Genomic DNA, 18115 nt, shown 5'->3' on the forward strand with positions numbered 1-18115 from the left:
TTACCTCCTAACTACCTATGTGCACATTTTATATTAAGCCACCGTTGAAACATTGTTACCATGATTTGGATCATTCAAAGCTTCACGATCAAGTTCGCCTTCCATTGCCGCTATACAAACTGATGTGACTAAATCACCGGAAGAATTCGTTGCCGTATGCGCCTGATCAATAATCCGATATATTCCAGCTACAAGAGCTGTAGCTTCTAGCGGAAGTCCCATTTGAGTCAATAAAGTAATCGAAATGATTAAACCAATCTGTGGAGTTGCTGCACACCCTACACTAAGAAATGTTGCCTGAAGGACAAGAAGCACTTGTTGTTGCAGAGATAAATCTATCCCATATAGCTGGCTCGCAAAAATAACTATAATCCCAAAATAGATGCAGGTTCCGTTCATATTAGCAGTCGCCCCTAATGGAAGAACAAAGCTGGAAATATCTCTAGGGACTCCAAGCTTCTTTGGGGCAATATCCATGGAAACAGGAAGCGCTGCCGATGAAGTACAGGTGCTAAAAGCAATGATATAAGGTTGAATAGCCTTTCTCCAGAATGCAAGAGGATTTACCTTTGCTATACCAATAAGAAAGACACTATATACAACAGCTACCATTGTTCCTTGGGATAAGTAATCAGCGAGAATAAACTTTAGCACAGGTCCGAAAATTGCAGTCCCATATCGGGCCATAGCAACAGCCATCAGCCCAAATACACCATAAGGAATCAATGCAATAATAATATTGATAATGCTGAACATAACCATCGATAATGCACTCATTACATCGGCAAGCCCCTTCGCCTTGTCACCGAGCTTGATGATTGCAAAGCCCATTAATAATGCAAATACGATGATTGGCATCATGTCACCGTTAGACAACGACTGAAATGGATTATTCGGAATTAAGTCCAGAATTGTTTTATAAAAGCCTGGTAATTCCTTAACTGTAACTTTCGTCACATTGCCAGAAAGAAGTACCCCTTTACCAGGTTTTATCAAATTTGCGAATATTAGCCCAATAGTTGCTGCTAATGCAGAACTTCCCAAAAAAAAGCATACCGTTTTAATCCCGATACTCTTTAACTTTTTTAGATCTCCTAGAGACAACGCGGCATCAACAATCGAAAAGAAAACAAGAGGAACAACTACCATCTTAATAGATTTCAGAAAAAGATCCCCCAAAAATTGTAAAAATGGTAGAATATAATTATTAATAATTGGATTACTCACACCTCCCATAAAATTCAGGACGTATCCGAATCCAATACCTAGGAACAAAGCTATAAAAATTTTTACGTGTAGTGCCATCTTCTTTGTTCCATCTTTCATAAAGACGCCCCCTTTAATTAGTTTTTGAACAAGGTAAGAAACTACATGACTTATGTTTTACAAATCCAATGCTAGCATTTCCTTGTTTTTATAATATTCTAAAATTTCTTTTGATTCCAAACCTATAACTTCTGGATATGGGCTATAACTCTTAGCGTGTCATTCCAGATATTCCAAGACCCTTACCTTCATTCCCAAGTAAACTTAGAACTGCTGAAATAACACTAAAAATGTCTATCTCAACTAACTACAATTGTAGAGGGCAGTTAAAAGAATTGCAGGGGATTATATAAATAAAAAAATGAGAAATTTATCATAAAAAAATAAAGAAATGGCTATGAAGAAATGAATCTATCATTTCTTCATAGCCCCTTTGTTGCGTCTTTTTCCTGCTCGAGATAGAAAAATAGGGTAAAGAAGGCGTACTTCCCCCTTACCCCAATCATCTCTTTTTTTATTATGCCGCTTTGGTGCAAATTCGTCGTTGCTTGTTGTAATACTTGTACAAGTTGTGCCTGATAGAAACCAAAATAACTTCCATCATCACGGATTCTAATCCTCTGTGGACAATTCGTTTGTAGTCTCAGTCATTTTTCATAATCCCAAAGGTACCTTTTGCCTGGATTGCACGGTTACGTCTCAGGAGGATCCCATAGGTATCCGTCAGATTCCTCAAGACCTCTTCATGCAAGACTGTCAGTTCCCTGTTTAAGTTTAATTTCTTGTTGTCAGGCTTCTTTTTACAGCGGTCAGCACAGGGACACCCGCTGCAGTCCTCGCATTCGTAAACTTCCTGCATCCGGCCATAATTGTTCCTCGGGACCTTCTTTTTGTATACGAAATGGAAACGTCTTCCGTTGAGACAAATCACCATCTTCACCAATCTGAAAATTTACGGCTCGGAATGGATTGTTATGGTACTTCTTGTCCTTTGTTTCTTTGTAAAAACATCAGGAATTTCATGTAGCACTTCATACCGTGTTCCTTGCAGTACAAATAGTTGTTGTAAGAGCCATATCCCGCATCTGCCACGGGATACATGGGATATTTACCGTATAACTTATGGAACTTTTCCATGAGGGGAGCAAAGCAATCCATCTCCGAACGGTACTGGTTCACATCAAGGACAACAATGTATTCATCAGCGACTCCAACCTGGACGTTGTAGGCAGGGAACAGCTGGTCATTGTCCATATAGGCTTTCTTGATACGCATGAATATGGCAGATGGATCCGTCTTGGAATAACTGTTTCTGACTTCTCCGCAGACAGCCATCTTCATACCGTATTCCATGAGCTTTTTCAGGTAAGTATGGAGCGTTTCATAGCTCCGTTGTTCAAAGGTCTTATGGTGTCCGTGGCCGTGGGCAAAGGCCTTTTCATCCAATCCCCAGAGCCGTTTTAGCTCATCCAGAACAAGTTCGATGTACTCAGGCGCGTATTCGGCATTGATTTCAACCTTTACCCCATAGGAACTTAATGCCACATTGAGTTGGGTGAAGAGGGCAGAGATTTTCTCGTAAAGAAGATATCTGGACTTTACGGTTGCTTTTTCAAGATCCAGGTATATTTATGGCATTGGCCTCCAACTTGGAGCCGTCAATATTTACGTGTTCCAGATCGACATGATCTTTGAGGATGATGCTTTTGTTGATTTCCTCAAAAAGTGCTTCAGCCTTTTCTCCGAGGTCATCGTTGATAAAGTAACCAAAAAATTCGATAGGATGGCTTTTTCCCATCCATGAGATATTGATAACGAAGATTGACTTTGCAGTTATCTTCTAGTTTCCGAAGAGAAATGTATCCTTCATCCATAAAGCCAAACAGAACAGTTTTCAGCATATTGACGGGATTATATCTAATACGGCCCAATTTATGCGAGGGGATATCGCTCAGAAACTTATTTACATTGATTTCCTTCATGAATCTGTCGAATGTGAAACCTGGATTCGTAATAGTCTGGCAATCTGAAAAAAGGATGATAAAAAAACTTGCTTAGGAGTACTATAGATTACGGTTGGTTTATACCTGATAAATGAAGTTTACCACAAATAGACCCATCCGGTTCAATTGAATCGGATGGGTCTATTTGTATGGGGTGCTATTATTTCACAGCCCATTTTTCCACTCGATGGATAGCATTCATTCTACCCATACAATCATTTTCATATCATAAAGATAGATAAAAATACATCAAAAAGTAAAACCAAGGAATCCATAAATGATCGTCGCAACAACGGTCATACCAAAACCAATTAAAGATTCATAAGGAAGCACTCTCATTCTTTCGTTGATGCTCATGCGCAAAGTACCCGCACTGATATGGAAGAAGGAACCATGTGGCAAACAATCAAACACACAGCATCCGGTATGAATCATAGCAGCCGCTTGTACTGGTGTTACACCAAAGGAGAGAATTGTCGGCCCAAATACTTGCGAAGCTACGGTTGCGCCGGCTACACAAGACGCTGTTGCTCCACCCATTAAAATACCGGAAAGTGGAGCCAAGATATATCCTGGCATTCCTAAGGCATCTACTGATGTAATCAATAGTTCCTTGAGTGCAGAGTTAGATACGATTCCTGCAATCGTCCCCGTTCCTAAGAGAAGCAGAACAATTCCACTCATTCTAGAAATACCGGTTGTGGCATACTGCAGCATCTTCTTCGTTTGTCCATTAGCGATGGTACCTACTACTCCGCCCAACGGTAGGGCAAGAATCGGATCAATAGTAATACCTACAATCGGTCTTAACATTAAAAGCACTATTGTAAAAATCGGGCCAATAATGGCTTTACTAAAAGGAGGAAGTCCTTCTTCACCTTGCGGTACTTCCAGTGAAGATTCATCAACTTTCTCACCATACTCCTTTAACATCAATACAAATATGTAAGTTATGGCAAGTCCGACTAGCGCAGGAATAAATCCAGCCATAATAACCGAAGTCATTGGAAGTCCAAGGTTTTCTGAAAGTGCAATGGTATTAGGATTCGGAGAAACAACATTACCAGCGTGAATACCGCCAATCAGTGCAATTGATGCAGCCGCCTTGGAGTAATTTGTTCTGCAGGCAATATCCAAGGCAATTGGTGCCACAATAATTACAACAACATCGCCAAAAGTACCTACAGCTTGAAGAACCCAAGCAGCTACAATGATTGCGAGGAGGGAAAACTTCTTACCCATCTTTTTAACGATAAAATGTGCAATTGTCTGCGCCGAACCAGAATCAATCAAGAATCCCGCAAGCATACCTGCGGCAATAATGCGTAGTATGCCAGACGTCATACCACTTGCCCCTTTGACCATAAATCCAATTGTTGAGGCTAGACTTGCTCCACCAACTAATCCACCAACAATTGCGCCTAACATCATTCCATATACTGGTGGAAATTTGTAAATAATCAAAGCAATTGCAACTACTAGGCCAATAACAGCACCCAATGCAGTAATAGTCATAATTGACACCCCTTACAGCAAATCGAGATCCTTTAATAATTTTCGGATCTTTTTATCTTCAGCATCAGTCGCTACGACAAAAGGACTGCTTCCATACTCGTTTTCAATGAGTCCCCTAATTTTCATGGCACGTTTTACAGCAGTCAGAAATGGAGAACAAATTTCAAATAACTCCATCATTCGGTTTACCTTATGCTGCATAATTTCAACATCATGCCAACGCCCTTCATTCAAGGCCTTTGTAAGTGCTACAAAAAGTTCAGGATACATATTGGTAAGACCCCCAATACAACCGCTTCCTCCAGCTAGGTAATTAGGGACAAAGCAGTCATCAAAGCCGCTATAGACCTCAAAATCCGGAAATTCACGATGCATAGTAAGGCACAAATCTCTCGTGTGAGCAAAATTATCAATTGTATCCTTATATCCTTTAAGGTTCGCATATTTTCTTCTGAGACGCAGTGCAATCTCCGGTTTTAAATCATATCCTGTGCATCCAGGAAAGTTATATAAGTAAACAGGGCCATGAATATTTGGTACAATTTGATCATAATAATTTTCAATATTAGCATCGGAGAGTTTAAAATAATACGGACTAATAACAATTACGGCATCTGCCCCTTGCGAAAGTGCAAAGTTCCCCAACTCCACGGATTCAGAAGGAATCATACGAGACGCACCTACGATTACATCCATCTGATGATTAACCGTTTTCAAGGCAAATGCAGCCAGATCCTTTGCTTGGGTAAGGGTGAGGTTAAAAAACTCACCCGTACTCCCCATTAAAACAATACCATCGCTATGATTGCGAATTAAATTTTCATAAACGGCCTTGTTGCCGTTATAATCCAGTGATCCATCCTTATTAAAGATTGTCACAACAGCAGTGTAGAACTTTGCCATCGTTTACACCTCTTCATCAGCTATGATTGCGCCTTTATCTGCAGAAGATGCGACTTTGGAATAAAGTCTAAGGTATCCTTTAGGAATGTCTTTATGCGGACGCTTCCAAGAAGCAAAACGTTTCTTAATTTCTTCATCAGAAACATGCAATGTAAGTTTGCCTTCAATAACGTCAATGGAAATTTCATCACCATCTTCAACAATGGCAATAGGACCGCCTTCAGCAGCTTCTGGTGAGATATGTCCTACGAAGCAGCCATTATTCGTGCCTGAGAAACGACCATCTGTAATGAGAGCTGCCTTCTTAGCAAGGCCAACTCCATACATATACTTCATCGCTTTAAACATTTCACGCATACCAGGACCACCCTTAGGGCCCTCATAACGAATTACCACAACATCGCCTTCCTTGATTTCCCCTCCAAGAATGGCCTCCTCTGCCTCTTCTTCGGAGTTGAAGCATTTTGCTTTACCAGTAAAACGATGAAGCTTGGGATCAATTGCACCAGGTTTTGAGATAGCCGTATGAGGCGCCAGGTTTCCTTGCAAGACGGCAATGCCACCAGTTTTAGAGAACGGAGCTTCAACAGTTTTAATAATTTCAGGATTATCAGGGTACTGATAATGGAATCCTTCCAAATTGGCCTTTACAGTTTTTCCAGTGCAGGTAAGGCAAGAGGGATCCAACAAATTGCCTAATCTGGTCATGACTCTAGGAATGCCACCAGCCTTATAGAAGTCTTCCATATCCCATTTAGCAGCAGGATTTACTTTCGCAATCTGAGGTGTAACTTTGTTCAGTTCTCTAAACTCTTCTACAACATTCATATCGAGATCAGCTTCATTAGCAATTGCGGCTAAATGAAGGACTGCATTTGTGGATCCACAAATGGCCATCATAACCTTGATTGCATTCCTCATGGACTCTTTTGTAATAACTTGCCGTGCGTTAATCCCTTTATTAACAAGATCGACAATCTGACGGCCGGCTTTAAAGGATGAGGCAAGTCTTTCACCATATGGAGCAGGAATTAACGCGCTGCCGGGTAGGCTCATACCCAATGCTTCAGACAAGCAGCACATGGAGTTTGCTGTACCAAGGAAAGAACAGGATCCACAACCTGGGCAAGCAGTGTTTTCGAGGCTCTTATATTCATCATTGCTGATTGCACCCGTTGCAACCATGCCCTTAGCTTCATCAATAGAAGTCAGATCCGACTTTCTGCCATCAAATACAATGCCACCAAGCATTGGGCCACCAACACAAACAATAGCAGGAATATCTAGGCGAGCAGCTGCCATCAACATACCAGGAACGATTTTATCACAGGAACACAGGAGAACTATACCATCAAGGCGGTGGGCCTGAACCATAATCTCTACAGAATTAGCAATAATTTCACGAGAAGGAAGAATGAAATTCATTCCAATATGACCTTGTGCGACACCATCGCAACATCCAATAGTTCCAAATTCAACAGCGGTACCGCCGGCACTATAAATTCCTTTTTTCACAAATTCATTTACTTTGTCAAGGTTAAAAGAACCTGGGCAAGCTGTGCTCCAAGAATTAGCAATACCAATCAACGGTTTATGATCCAATTCTTCATCAGCATAACCCATTGCTTTAAATAAGGACCGATAAAACGGTGCATCCTCACCATGCATAATTTCATTACTTCTGTACTTAATTGCCATAATCAATACATCCCCTTTCGTTACACGTGCGTTCTACATTCCCGTTTTTAGTTTTATAATATAGAATGCTGTTCTGCATTTCAAAATATACTCTTTTTTCTTCTTTATGTCAACATATAATTCAGATAATTTTTAATATTGGGGCCTCCCAAATTCCTAGAAAAAAGTATGAAATTATGTTATATTTTCCTTATTAGAATGTGCAAAGCACTCAAATTAATTAACCTATCGATTTCACGGGTATTTTTATTTATACAGATTGGGGATTGAACTCATGCCGACGACTAAGATCATTCAATCAATTGAACGAGCTGCAACAATTCTTGAGTTATTTGATGACAATATTCCTGAGTTGAGTCTAAAGGAAATTTCGCTTAAATCAAATCTAAATAAAAGCACCACTTTTGGTTTGGTCAATACGTTGACAGCTCTCGGGTACCTAGTGCAAAACAAAGATACCCAAAAATATTTTCTAGGACCAAAGATTCTCACCTTAGCTTCTGCCATTAAAATGAATAACGTCTTAATTAGTTTGACTCATCCCTTTTTAGAAGAATTAGCCCAAAAGTATCACGAAACATGTCATTGTGCGATTGATTCTGGCTCTGGGTCTGTTATTTATCTTGATAAGGTCGGGTCTTCGTCCTCATCTATATTAATCACAACTAAAATAGGTATAAAAAATTATATGCATTGCACTGGGATTGGCAAGTGTCTCCTAGCCTATAAATCCGAGAATGAGATCGATCAGCTTTTCAAATTTCCACTTGTTGGAAAAACCTATAACACAATAACGACACGAGAATCTCTCATGAAAGAGTTGACAGTCATTAGAAAGCAAGGGTATGCAATGGATAATGAAGAGATTGAAATTGGCTTATCCTGTGTTGCTGTTCCCGTCTTTCAATCCAAAGATAGTCCAGGTTTTGCCATTAGTGTGGCAGGAGCCACGCCTAGAATCGAAGATAAAGTTGTACATACTGAACTACTGAAAGATTTAAAATCTATTTCAAGCCAACTGTCATATACAATTTTTCATTATAGTTTATAATTTGATTTCATCTCAAATATATAATTAAAAGGAGTTCCTTGAATGCTATCAACATTTAAGGAACTCCTTTTAATTAATTTTTAATAGGTTCCAAATTCAACGATTTCATAAGTTTAATTATTTTCTCTTCTTGCGTTTTTGTTGCTTGTAAAAATGGGACTGTGGAAATATCACTAATTTTAATTCCCCGCAAAACCATGGCTCTTTTAACAATAGGAATAAATGGAGTCCCTATTGAATACAGTTCCATAGCTTTATCAATCTTTTCTTGATAGCTTGCAACTAATTCAAAGTTTTTTTCATTAATGGCCTTTACATAACCACTTAAAACCTCAGGCATAAAATTTGAAAGACCACCAATTGAGCCACAACCACCACTCATAACATTATGAGCAAGAAATTCATCAAAGCCTGAATAGACTTCAAAATTCGGATAATCACTTTTTACCGCTTGAATTAAAGATCTTGTGTGCCCCATTTCAGTAACAGTATCTTTATATCCAATAATATTTTTATGTTTTTTCAATAGATTAAGCACAATATCAGGGCTTAAATCATATCCGTTGCGTTCAGGGAAATTATATAAGAATACGGGACCATGAATCTTACCTACGACGTTGTCATAATAGGACTCAATACTTTCTTTCGTTAGCGCAAAATAATACGGTCCAATGATAACTACACCATCCGCGCCTTTATCTAAAGCGTAGTTAGATAAAGATATTGTATCATCAGCTCTCATGCAGCTAGTGCCAATAAGCAATCTAGTACGACCTTTTACAAAACTAACAGCGGCATCAATCAAATGGCGCTTGTCAGAATCATGCATAGAAAAGAATTCTCCAGTACTTCCCATAATAAGAATTCCATCTACACCACCCTCAATGAGAAACTGGTATACATTAATATTGCCCTGAATATCAAGATTTCCTTGTGAATCAAAAACAGTAATAACCGGCGTAATAATTTGTGCCTTATGCAATGTAGGTCCTCCTTTATCCCGCAATCTTTAAAATACCAACAAAAAACACACTTACAAGAACCATAGCAACCCCATTTAACGACTCCCAGAAAATCAACTTCAGACGTTCACTAATTTTCATGCCAATTGTACCTGCACTAACATGGAAGAAAGAGCCATGAGGAAGACCATCAAAAACAAAACTACCACAGTGAGTCATTGCGGCAGCTGCCAATGCGCTTGTACCGCCCGCAACTACGGTAGGTCCAAAAATTTGACTTCCGAGAGTTGTTCCTGCAGTTGAAGATGCAGTTGCTGCCCCCATCAAAGTTCCTGCGATTGGGGCAAGCATGAAACCGGGTAATCCAACGGATTCAATAGCTGCAGTAATTACATCTTTTAGAGCAGAATTTGAAATAATGCCAGCTAGGGTTCCTGTTCCGATTAGTAACATGGCAACGCCACTCATTTTTGCAATTCCGACATCAAAATAGTGTCCAATGTACTTCGCCTTTCTCATTGCTAGCATCCCAGCAATTCCGCCCAAAGGAAGAGCAATTAAAGGGTCGACCGTAACACCAAGGAGAGGTCTAAGCAATAAAAGTGCAATTGTAACCAAAGGTCCTGAAATAGAAGCTGCCAATGTAGGTAATTCCTCATCTACTCCAGCGCTCATTTCTACATTTTCAAAATCGGTACCTTTATTACGCAAATAGTATGCAATAAATCCGGTAGCAATCAAAGCTGTAATGGCTGGGATTATTCCAATTGCCATGACGGAAGTAAGAGGGACATTAAACCCTTCAGAGGCAGCAATAGCATTCGGATTAGGGCTCATTACATTCCCTGCTTTTACACCACCAATCATAGCCATTAAAACCCCAAGTTTTCGATACCCAGATTGCTTAGCCATCAAAATTGCGACTGGTGCAACTGTTATAATAGCAACATCACCAAATACGCCAACAGCAGTTAAAATCCAGGTTGCAAGCATCATTGCAATAAGACTTCTTTTAGTTCCTACTGACGCAATAATAGAGTCAGCAATCCTTTTGGCAGCGCCGCTCTCGATCAAAGTACCCGCTAGTATACCAGCTGTAATAATTCTAATAATAGCGGATACGATCCCTTGGGTACCAACAATCATAAATTTAACTGTATTTGTAAGCCCGGCTCCTCCAACAAGCCCACCAACTACAGCACCTATAATCATGGCATAAGTTGGATTAATCTTACGAAGAATTAAAATTATAGCAATGCAAAGACCAACAATTGCTCCATATGCTGTAATCATGTCAAATTCACCTCATTTTAGCTTATCAAACTTAAGAATTGCACCTTCGGAACCAGATGCAGCAATTTTACAATACAAGCCTAACCAACCTTTCTTGAACTTAGGCTCAGGTCTAACCCATTTCTCAAGTCGATTTTTGATTTCCTCATCACTAACAAGCAAGTTCAGCTTCTTATTATCTACATCAATTTCGATTTTATCTCCATCATGAACGATAGCAATCGGTCCTCCCTCAGCTGCCTCAGGAGAAATATGCCCTACAAAACATCCATTATTGGTTCCGGAAAAACGACCATCCGTAATCAGTGCAGTAGTTAATGCCAAACCTCTTCCATACAAGTATTTCATAGCCTTAAACATTTCGCGCATACCAGGGCCGCCCTTAGGACCTTCATAACGGATAACGACAACATGACCTTCATGTACCTTGCCCGCAAGAATTGCCTCTTCAGCAAGCTCTTCACTATCAAAGCAAATCGCTTCCCCAACAAAATGGTGTAAGCTGGGGTCAAAAGCCCCTGGTTTAGTAATCCCCGTGTCTGGAGCAAGGTTGCCTTTAAGAACAGCAACACCCCCTGTATATCCAAATGGATCCTTCAGCGTATGAATAACATTATGACTATGAGGGAACATAAATTTATGATTATCGATAGTTTCCCCTAATGTCATACCGGTTACTGTCATGACATTGGTAGCAAGTATACTTTTCATTTCTTTCATCATGCGGTAAACGCCACCATCATGATAAAAATCCGTCATATTGTATTTTGAAGCAGGATTGATCTTAGCAACCTGTGGCGTTGTATCACTCAAAGAATCAAACTCTTGAAGGACATTGATTGATAGCTCAGCTTCATGTGCGATTGCAGTAAGGTGCATGACTGCGTTCGTAGATCCACTCATAGCAAGACAAACCTTGATAGCATTACGCATACTATCATTAGTAATAATTTTACGAGCAGTAATCTGACGTTCGACAAGTTCCATAATCTTGATGCCCGTTGCTTCAGCGACACTAAACCGCATGGCAGATGTAGCAGGAATGATTCCTCCATCAGGAAGGCACATGCCAAGGGCTTCTGAAAGAGAGCACATCGTATTAGCTGTTCCCAGATAAGAACAAGATCCGCAAGAAGGACAAGATAAATCTTCAAGGACCTTATACTCATCTTCAGTAATTTTACCTGCTGAAAGCATCCCAAGGGCCTCAGCACTGGAAGTCTGATCAGACTGCCGTCCATCAAACTGAACCCCGCCTTCCATCGGTCCACCAGGAAGGAAAATACAAGGAATGTCCAAGCGTGCAGCAGCCATAAGCATCCCTGGAATAATTTTGTCACAAGATCCAAGTAATACTAACCCATCAAACAAATTAATCTGTGCCATTGATTCAATCGAGTTAGCAATCAATTCTCTAGAAGGAAGAATATAATGCATTCCATCATGGCCCTGTCCCATGCCATCACAGCCACCAATCACTCCAAATTCGACAGGAGTACCACCAGCCTGATAAATACCATCCTTTACTCTTTGAGCAACCTGCCGGAGATTGTAATGTCCTGGTACACACTCACTCCAAGCATTGGCAATGCCAATAATGGGTTTCTTCAAATCATTTGTTGAAAAACCCATAGATTTCATTGTTGCACGATAGTACTGGTTGTTGATTCCACTCAAGATTTTTGAACTTCTTTCCATTTTGACCCTCTCCTTTTGTTCGTAAATACGAATATAATTCGTTATTACGAACTTTCTTACGCGCATAATAGCATGTCATTTTATTTTTTACAAGAATTTTCATATTTTTAACATCAAATTAAAAATTGTTGATTCACTTTATCATTTGACAGATTAACCTTTCTATATGAAAATAAAAGCATAGAAATATCCATGAATTATGGTCTTTTTGTTTGTAAAAGGAGCTTTGCAATTATGAAAGACTTTCTTCCTCATAAGCCAACTGAGCGTGTTCTTGATATACTTGAGTTGCTTTCACAAAATCATGATGGTTTGCCTTTATCTAAAATCGCATCTCTATTATCAATTCCAAAGGGAACATTATCCCCTATTATTCACACTCTTAATAAAAGAAATTTTCTCTCATATAACTCTGACGCAGGCACATATTCAATTTCACTACATGCATATCTCGTAGGCGAAACATTTGCTTCACAAAAATCCGCATTTCAATATGTTCATGAACAAATGTCTGCTATCGTCAATAGCATTGATGAAATATGCCAATTAGGAATCTTGGATCAAGGAAATGTCTTATATATTTCAAAAGTTGATTCCAAAGAACCTATCCGGCTTTTATCGTACGTAGGGAAGAAATTGCCTGCTTATGCTACGGCATTAGGTAAAGCATTGATTTCACCACTTAATGAATCTGATCTCCGGCAATTGTATCCTATGGGGCTACATCCTCTTACACCCTATACCATCACTGATTTTCACGTTCTAGCTCAAGAATTAGACACTATTAAAACTTCAAGTATTGCACACGAAAAAGAAGAGAGCCTGGCTCACTTAGAATGCTTTGCCGTTCCTCTCTTTTCAGGGGCTGAATTAATTGCGTCTATAAGTGTTAGCGTGCCCATGTTTAGATTATCAAATGATAAGTCTGAAACTATAAAGCAGACTCTTCTTTCCTCAAAACAGGCTATTGAAAGTTACTTTGCCTCTCAAAGCATTTCAAAAAAAACATTTCTTTCTCAATCCAGTTAATTTCTTCTTCATCAGTTTATTTTTTCTGCGGTTTACTTCAAAAGGATGTGGTTATATGATTTCCAATAGTTACAATTCAAAACACAAGAGCACCTTGTCCCTTAAAGAGCAAGCCTATAAAAAGCTAAAAGAAGCCATCCTATTTAACCATTTTCGAACTGGAGCTATTTATTCACAAGAAAATATTCGGCAAGATTTGGGAATTGGATTAACACCATTAAGAGAAGCCTTATTAGAATTACAAAATGAGGGGTACGTTTCATACTGTCGGGGTCGGGGCGTACTCATTAAACCAGTATCAAAAGAAGAAGCAGAAAACATTCTCAATGCTCGAATTTGGATTGAGGGACTCACTGCCTCAATTGCAGCTAAAGAGGCCTCTTCTGAAGATATTGTTTCCATGAAAAATTGGATAATAAAACTTGAAGAAGCCTTGCCTTCTCAAGATCCACAATATCTTTATCGACTTGATCATGGATTTCATAAAGCAGTAGCTCAAAGTACCCATAATCCTTTTATTTCAACTTTTTGCAGTAATATTCTTGACCATTACCTTCGTTTTGAAGTTAAATCTGTGTACAGCAACTCAATTGATAGCCATAAAGTTTTTAATGAACATAATGATATTTTTAATGCCATAGAATCTCATAATAGCAATAAAGCAAAGAATATGATGATTAAACATTTGAATAAATCTTTCAAAAGAACGTTATCACAATACTGGCATAATATATAAATGCTGCTTTAGGAAAAGAGCTGCAAAGAAATGAAGATCTCATTTTTTTGCAGCTCTTTTTTTACCATTTTCTTTTCGCAACAAACAATAAAATATGGAATACCACCCCACCCGAATTTTCCCCTCATATATCACGGAAAGAATAAATATTTTTTCTCGTATTTTATTACAAAAGTAATATATTACTTTTGTAATAATCTTGTTTGTAAATAAATTTATTTTTTGTTTGACACTCCGAAAAATATAAATTATTCTTTAGGAAATAGACGGATTGTAATATATTTCTTTTTTGTTTTTATGACAACTTTATTAAAACTAAATATATTATATCTGATTTTTACGCCTAAGTTTCTATACCGAGATAGGAACGAGGTCGTAACAACATAAAAAGGAGTGATACAAATGTTAGTTGCCGTTTGGATCATAACTTTCTGTCTCATTATTGGGATAGGGGTTTATGCCGGAACAAAGATCACCTCTTCGAACCAATGGTCCGGTGGTGATAAGACACTCAGTGCTCTATCACTAGGCTGTGTATTTGCTGCCTGGCAAGTTGGTGGTATGGCCATTGTAGGAGCGGCTCAAAATGGCTACAATCTTGGAATTGCCGGCTCATGGTATTCTATCGCAGGATCATTTTACTTTATATTTTTAGCATTATTTGCAAAAACGATTCGAGAAAACATGCCAGGGCAATCGGTTCCTGAGTACTTACAGGCAAAATTTGATATTAGAACAACCAGATTATACTCTTATGCCTGGATTGTTTATGGTTTTTTGTACATTCCGATTCAGCTAAAAACCGTTTCCAGTATCATTCAAATAGTTTTACCTGGATTGAACTTGAGTATTGCAATGTTTATCGGCGTAACGATTGCCGTTATCTATACCAGTTTCTCTGGTATGAGGGGTGCCTCTGCCGTTGGTCGAGTCGTTTGCATCGGGATCTATATTTTATTAATTGCATTCGTTGCCATTAACCTACCAAAAGTTGGCGGATACAATGGATTAATTGACAAACTCCCCGCAGAGTACAATGATGTGTTTAATATGCCACTCCATCGTATTATTGCTTGGATTTTGGGTGGATGCATAAGCACGGCTGTCATGCAATCTGTACTCCAACCCCTATTATCAGCAAAAGATCCTGAAGCTGCTACAAAAGGTTCAATTTTAGGTTACGTTATTGCCGCACCAATTTGCATCTTGACTGCATTGTGTGGAATGATGTCAAAGGCCTCCGGTGCAAATCTTGGAAACGGAACTACTGCATTTGCATATGCGATTAAAACCTTCTCGTCACCTTTATTCGCAGGCATTGTGTTTGCCTTTGCAACGATGATTATTGCTGCAACAATGGCTACTATGATGCTTGCTACAGGTACAATCATCACAAATGTCTACAAAACAGAAATCAATCCCAATGCAACAGATAAACAAGTTTTAAAGATTTCAAAGCTCATCACCTTTGTATTTGCTTTCCTAACACTTATTCCGGCAAACTTGATTCCCAGCAATTCGCTTACAAATCTCTTTTTAACATTGCAGCATGTTGCCGCTGCACCGGTAAGTTTCTCCATTCTCGCTGGGTTAATGTGGAAAAAAGCCACCAAGCAAGGTGCCTTTTGGAGTATGCTTTGTGGAATGATAGTAGGAATCAGTTGGATGCTTCTTGGATTAACAGATAAGTTAGAAGCAGTTTATCCGGTGGTATTAGTAACCTATTCAGTCGGCATTATCGTTTCTCTAATGACTTATAAGAAGGTGAGAGTATGAATAAAGAAAAAAAAGCAATCTATATGTGGCCTTCATGTTGGAGAAAACCAGTAGCACATGGAGATTGTGGAGCCATTAGCAGCAATAACATTTATGCAACACGTGCTGGGCTATCTATTCTAGCTAAAGGTGGGAATGCTTTTGATGCCGCAGTTGCAGTTTCCCTAACCCTTTCTGTTGTAGAACCGCATCACTCCGGAATCGGAGGTGGATGTTTTTCACTTCTTTATTCTGCAAAGAATAATGAAGTAATTGCGCTCGATGGTAGAGGGATTGCCCCCCAAAAAGCGACTTCAGATCTTTTCATAAAAGATGGCGAAGTGCAGGATGACTGGAAAGATCTTAGTGGACAATCAGTTGTATTACCTGGATTACTTAGGACATTGGATACAATTCTAAAGAACTATGGGACAATGTCCCTTGAGCAAGTATGTGAACCAGCAATAACTTGTGCTCTTGAAGGATTTGGTACGAGTTATACAGGTTCCCTTACGATGTATGACGACTCAGTGGAACGAAAGCTGAAGCTTTCCGAACCATTTCGTAGACTATATTTAAAAAGAGATGGGAGCTTTTATAAATTTGGAGAAGTACAGAAAAATCCCGAATTAGGAACATTATTAAAAAAAATTGCTACCACAGGCGTCGATTATTTTTATACTGGAGATATTGCTAAGAAAATGGTCGACGTAATCAATGAACGCGGGGGGTGCTTTACACTCCAAGATTTAGAAAAATATGAGCCCAAAATAAGGACTACTGTAAAAACTTCTTACCACAATTACGATATAGTATCCTTTGGACCTCCTAGTGGTGGATGTGCCGTTATTGAAATGCTCAATATCCTTGAAAACAAGGATATTCGTAAAACAGGTCATAATACCGCCAAAACTCTGCATACACTTGCTGAAGCAATGAAATTAGGCTTTTCTGATCGTAGTGTAGCCCTAGCAGACCCTGATTTTGTAGATATTGATACCGATTATTTGACAAGTAAAGAATTTGCTGCCCAAAGAGCTGCATTAATAACAGATTCTGCAAATGAATATAAGAGTGCTGAAAGTATTACGCCCAAAGAATATCCTGGAAATACCTCTCATTTTGTCGTAATGGATAAGTATGGTAACGCATTTTCTCAGACTCAGACTGTTAGAGATTGGTTTGGTAGCGGCATTGTTGTAGACGGTTTTGGATTTGTTCTTAATAATGCAATGTCAGACTTTTCGGCAGCTGTTGGCGCCCTCACTAGTCAAGGTCTTACATATGGGATGGCAAATGCTATTGAAGGTGGCAAAACACCGCTTTCAAGCATGTCTCCAACACTGGCCTTCAAAGATGGTAAACCGATACTTGCCATTGGTGCTGCAGGTGGTCCCAGAATTATAACGGGAATTGTTCAAGGCATTGTTAATGCCATCGATTATCACATGTCCCCTGAAACACTGGTCAACATGCCCTATGTCAACTGTTTGACAAAAGCACAAGGGTTGGAAGTTGAATGTGGCATTTCTGAAGATACTCTAGATTTGTTACGGAACATGGGACACTCTATTGTAAAAGTGCCTATCGATCAAGCAATGAGTACGATGCTTAACAGTGTTATGAGAATTGACAATGAATATTTTGCAGCCGGAACAAAGCGAGTTGATGGATGTGGTGGCGCTTTAACTAGTAGTAATCACATAATTCTCGAAGGCATTTGTCAGGAAGATATCTAAATATTCATCAGCCACACAACAATGTGACGAATCTTTAAAAAGGCAGAGAAGCAATAATTGAGTAGGAGAGGGGATTCCTAAATGAAATCCCGATCTCTCACGTACTGTTCGGTACACAGCAGTTTCCTAGTTTTTACAAACTTGCTTGTAATAGCTCGTCATGGTTATATAGCCATGACGGGCTGTTTCTTTGTTAGTAAGGATCAAGTTCAGCATAAAGGCCACTCTTCATGGTTCTTTTCGGCAATTCGCCATGCACTTTCCGCTCCAGAATTGCATGAAACCTTATCATCTGGTATCTCGTTCATAGTGTCTTCCAATGTTTTCAAAGATTTCCTTCATTCAAATCACTTGTTGAACTAAGATAAGTTCTCAAGGCTTCGTCTTCTAGCAATTGGGGCTTTTCTAGAAGGGAAAAAAGTATGAACAAATTGTATGTAAATAATCTTTAATTATTGAAAGTAATT

Annotated in this window: 15 protein-coding genes; 5 read left to right on the forward strand and 10 right to left on the reverse strand. The window is 39.1% G+C overall.

Annotation, left to right across the window (positions count from 1 at the left end; genetic code table 11):
- Positions 1 to 33: 33 nt before the first annotated feature.
- From DW817_RS05910 to ilvD (DW817_RS05935), 7 genes are all read right to left on the reverse strand, one after another.
- Positions 34 to 1326 (reverse strand): dicarboxylate/amino acid:cation symporter, encoded by a 1293-nt coding sequence (locus tag DW817_RS05910; protein WP_120111513.1) that lies wholly within the window; start codon positions 1324 to 1326, stop codon positions 34 to 36.
- Positions 1327 to 1909: 583 nt separating this feature from the next.
- Positions 1910 to 2200, reverse strand: a complete 291-nt coding sequence (locus DW817_RS10680) for a transposase (protein WP_243634082.1) — start codon at positions 2198 to 2200, stop codon at positions 1910 to 1912.
- 38 nt (positions 2201 to 2238) lie between these two features.
- Positions 2239 to 2811 (reverse strand): transposase, encoded by a 573-nt coding sequence (locus DW817_RS10685; RefSeq protein ID WP_207802106.1) that lies wholly within the window; start codon positions 2809 to 2811, stop codon positions 2239 to 2241.
- A gap of 203 nt (positions 2812 to 3014) precedes the next feature.
- Positions 3015 to 3248 (reverse strand): transposase, encoded by a 234-nt coding sequence (locus DW817_RS11050; protein ID WP_207802107.1) that lies wholly within the window; start codon positions 3246 to 3248, stop codon positions 3015 to 3017.
- A 270-nt stretch (positions 3249 to 3518) separates the two neighbouring features.
- Positions 3519 to 4784: a GntP family permease gene (locus DW817_RS05925; RefSeq protein WP_120111516.1), complete on the reverse strand. Its 1266-nt coding sequence runs from the start codon at positions 4782 to 4784 to the stop codon at positions 3519 to 3521.
- A gap of 12 nt (positions 4785 to 4796) precedes the next feature.
- Positions 4797 to 5687 (reverse strand): dihydrodipicolinate synthase family protein, encoded by an 891-nt coding sequence (locus DW817_RS05930; RefSeq protein WP_120111519.1) that lies wholly within the window; start codon positions 5685 to 5687, stop codon positions 4797 to 4799.
- Positions 5688 to 5690: 3 nt separating this feature from the next.
- Complete coding sequence (ilvD, locus tag DW817_RS05935; RefSeq protein ID WP_120111523.1) at positions 5691 to 7385, reverse strand: dihydroxy-acid dehydratase; 1695 nt, start codon at positions 7383 to 7385, stop codon at positions 5691 to 5693.
- Positions 7386 to 7659: 274 nt separating this feature from the next.
- On the opposite strand from ilvD (DW817_RS05935), the gene DW817_RS05940 reads away from it, so the two are divergent.
- Positions 7660 to 8436, forward strand: coding sequence for an IclR family transcriptional regulator (locus DW817_RS05940; protein ID WP_021737342.1), 777 nt, complete (start codon positions 7660 to 7662; stop codon positions 8434 to 8436).
- 73 nt (positions 8437 to 8509) lie between these two features.
- Here the strand turns inward: DW817_RS05940 and DW817_RS05945 are convergent, their stop codons facing one another.
- The 3 genes from DW817_RS05945 to ilvD (DW817_RS05955) are packed head-to-tail and all read right to left on the reverse strand — an operon-like array spanning position 8510 to position 12389.
- Positions 8510 to 9418, reverse strand: coding sequence for a dihydrodipicolinate synthase family protein (locus DW817_RS05945; protein ID WP_120111526.1), 909 nt, complete (start codon positions 9416 to 9418; stop codon positions 8510 to 8512).
- Positions 9419 to 9431: 13 nt separating this feature from the next.
- On the reverse strand, positions 9432 to 10691 hold the full coding sequence (locus DW817_RS05950) for a GntP family permease (RefSeq protein ID WP_021737290.1): 1260 nt from the start codon (positions 10689 to 10691) through the stop codon (positions 9432 to 9434).
- A gap of 12 nt (positions 10692 to 10703) precedes the next feature.
- Complete coding sequence (gene ilvD / locus DW817_RS05955) at positions 10704 to 12389, reverse strand: dihydroxy-acid dehydratase (RefSeq protein ID WP_120111529.1); 1686 nt, start codon at positions 12387 to 12389, stop codon at positions 10704 to 10706.
- Positions 12390 to 12623: 234 nt separating this feature from the next.
- Between ilvD (DW817_RS05955) and DW817_RS05960 the strand changes: the two genes are divergently transcribed.
- The 4 genes from DW817_RS05960 to ggt all read left to right on the forward strand — a co-directional run bounded on the left by DW817_RS05960 (position 12624) and on the right by ggt (position 17648).
- Entirely contained in the window at positions 12624 to 13418 is a 795-nt protein-coding gene (locus tag DW817_RS05960) for an IclR family transcriptional regulator (RefSeq protein ID WP_165851872.1), read from the forward strand.
- Between the two features lie 55 nt (positions 13419 to 13473).
- A complete protein-coding gene (locus DW817_RS05965; protein WP_021737297.1) occupies positions 13474 to 14154 on the forward strand; it encodes a GntR family transcriptional regulator in 681 nt (226 codons plus the stop codon).
- A gap of 402 nt (positions 14155 to 14556) precedes the next feature.
- Positions 14557 to 15930, forward strand: a complete 1374-nt coding sequence (locus DW817_RS05970) for a sodium:solute symporter family protein (RefSeq protein ID WP_120111536.1) — start codon at positions 14557 to 14559, stop codon at positions 15928 to 15930.
- Complete coding sequence (ggt, locus tag DW817_RS05975; RefSeq protein ID WP_120111540.1) at positions 15927 to 17648, forward strand: gamma-glutamyltransferase; 1722 nt, start codon at positions 15927 to 15929, stop codon at positions 17646 to 17648. The genes DW817_RS05970 and ggt overlap by 4 nt, the downstream gene beginning before the upstream one ends.
- Positions 17649 to 18115 lie beyond the last annotated feature (467 nt).

This window comes from Acidaminococcus sp. AM33-14BH, assembly GCF_003603525.1.
Taxonomy (GTDB): Bacteria; Bacillota; Negativicutes; order Acidaminococcales; family Acidaminococcaceae; genus Acidaminococcus; species Acidaminococcus intestini.

Excerpts from the sequence above, each read along its gene's own strand:
- DW817_RS05940 (WP_021737342.1), top strand. The coding sequence starts at position 7,660 with ATGCCGACGACTAAGATCATTCAATCAATTGAACGAGCTGCAACAATT.
- DW817_RS05925 (WP_120111516.1), bottom strand. The coding sequence starts at position 4,784 with ATGACTATTACTGCATTGGGTGCTGTTATTGGCCTAGTAGTTGCAATT.
- DW817_RS05965 (WP_021737297.1), top strand. The coding sequence starts at position 13,474 with ATGATTTCCAATAGTTACAATTCAAAACACAAGAGCACCTTGTCCCTT.
- DW817_RS05970 (WP_120111536.1), top strand. The coding sequence starts at position 14,557 with ATGTTAGTTGCCGTTTGGATCATAACTTTCTGTCTCATTATTGGGATA.
- DW817_RS05950 (WP_021737290.1), bottom strand. The coding sequence starts at position 10,691 with ATGATTACAGCATATGGAGCAATTGTTGGTCTTTGCATTGCTATAATT.
- ggt (WP_120111540.1), top strand. The coding sequence starts at position 15,927 with ATGAATAAAGAAAAAAAAGCAATCTATATGTGGCCTTCATGTTGGAGA.
- DW817_RS11050 (WP_207802107.1), bottom strand. The coding sequence starts at position 3,248 with ATGAAGGAAATCAATGTAAATAAGTTTCTGAGCGATATCCCCTCGCAT.
- DW817_RS10680 (WP_243634082.1), bottom strand. The coding sequence starts at position 2,200 with ATGGTGATTTGTCTCAACGGAAGACGTTTCCATTTCGTATACAAAAAG.
- DW817_RS05910 (WP_120111513.1), bottom strand. The coding sequence starts at position 1,326 with ATGAAAGATGGAACAAAGAAGATGGCACTACACGTAAAAATTTTTATA.
- ilvD (WP_120111529.1), bottom strand. The coding sequence starts at position 12,389 with ATGGAAAGAAGTTCAAAAATCTTGAGTGGAATCAACAACCAGTACTAT.
- DW817_RS05960 (WP_165851872.1), top strand. The coding sequence starts at position 12,624 with ATGAAAGACTTTCTTCCTCATAAGCCAACTGAGCGTGTTCTTGATATA.
- DW817_RS05930 (WP_120111519.1), bottom strand. The coding sequence starts at position 5,687 with ATGGCAAAGTTCTACACTGCTGTTGTGACAATCTTTAATAAGGATGGA.
- ilvD (WP_120111523.1), bottom strand. The coding sequence starts at position 7,385 with ATGGCAATTAAGTACAGAAGTAATGAAATTATGCATGGTGAGGATGCA.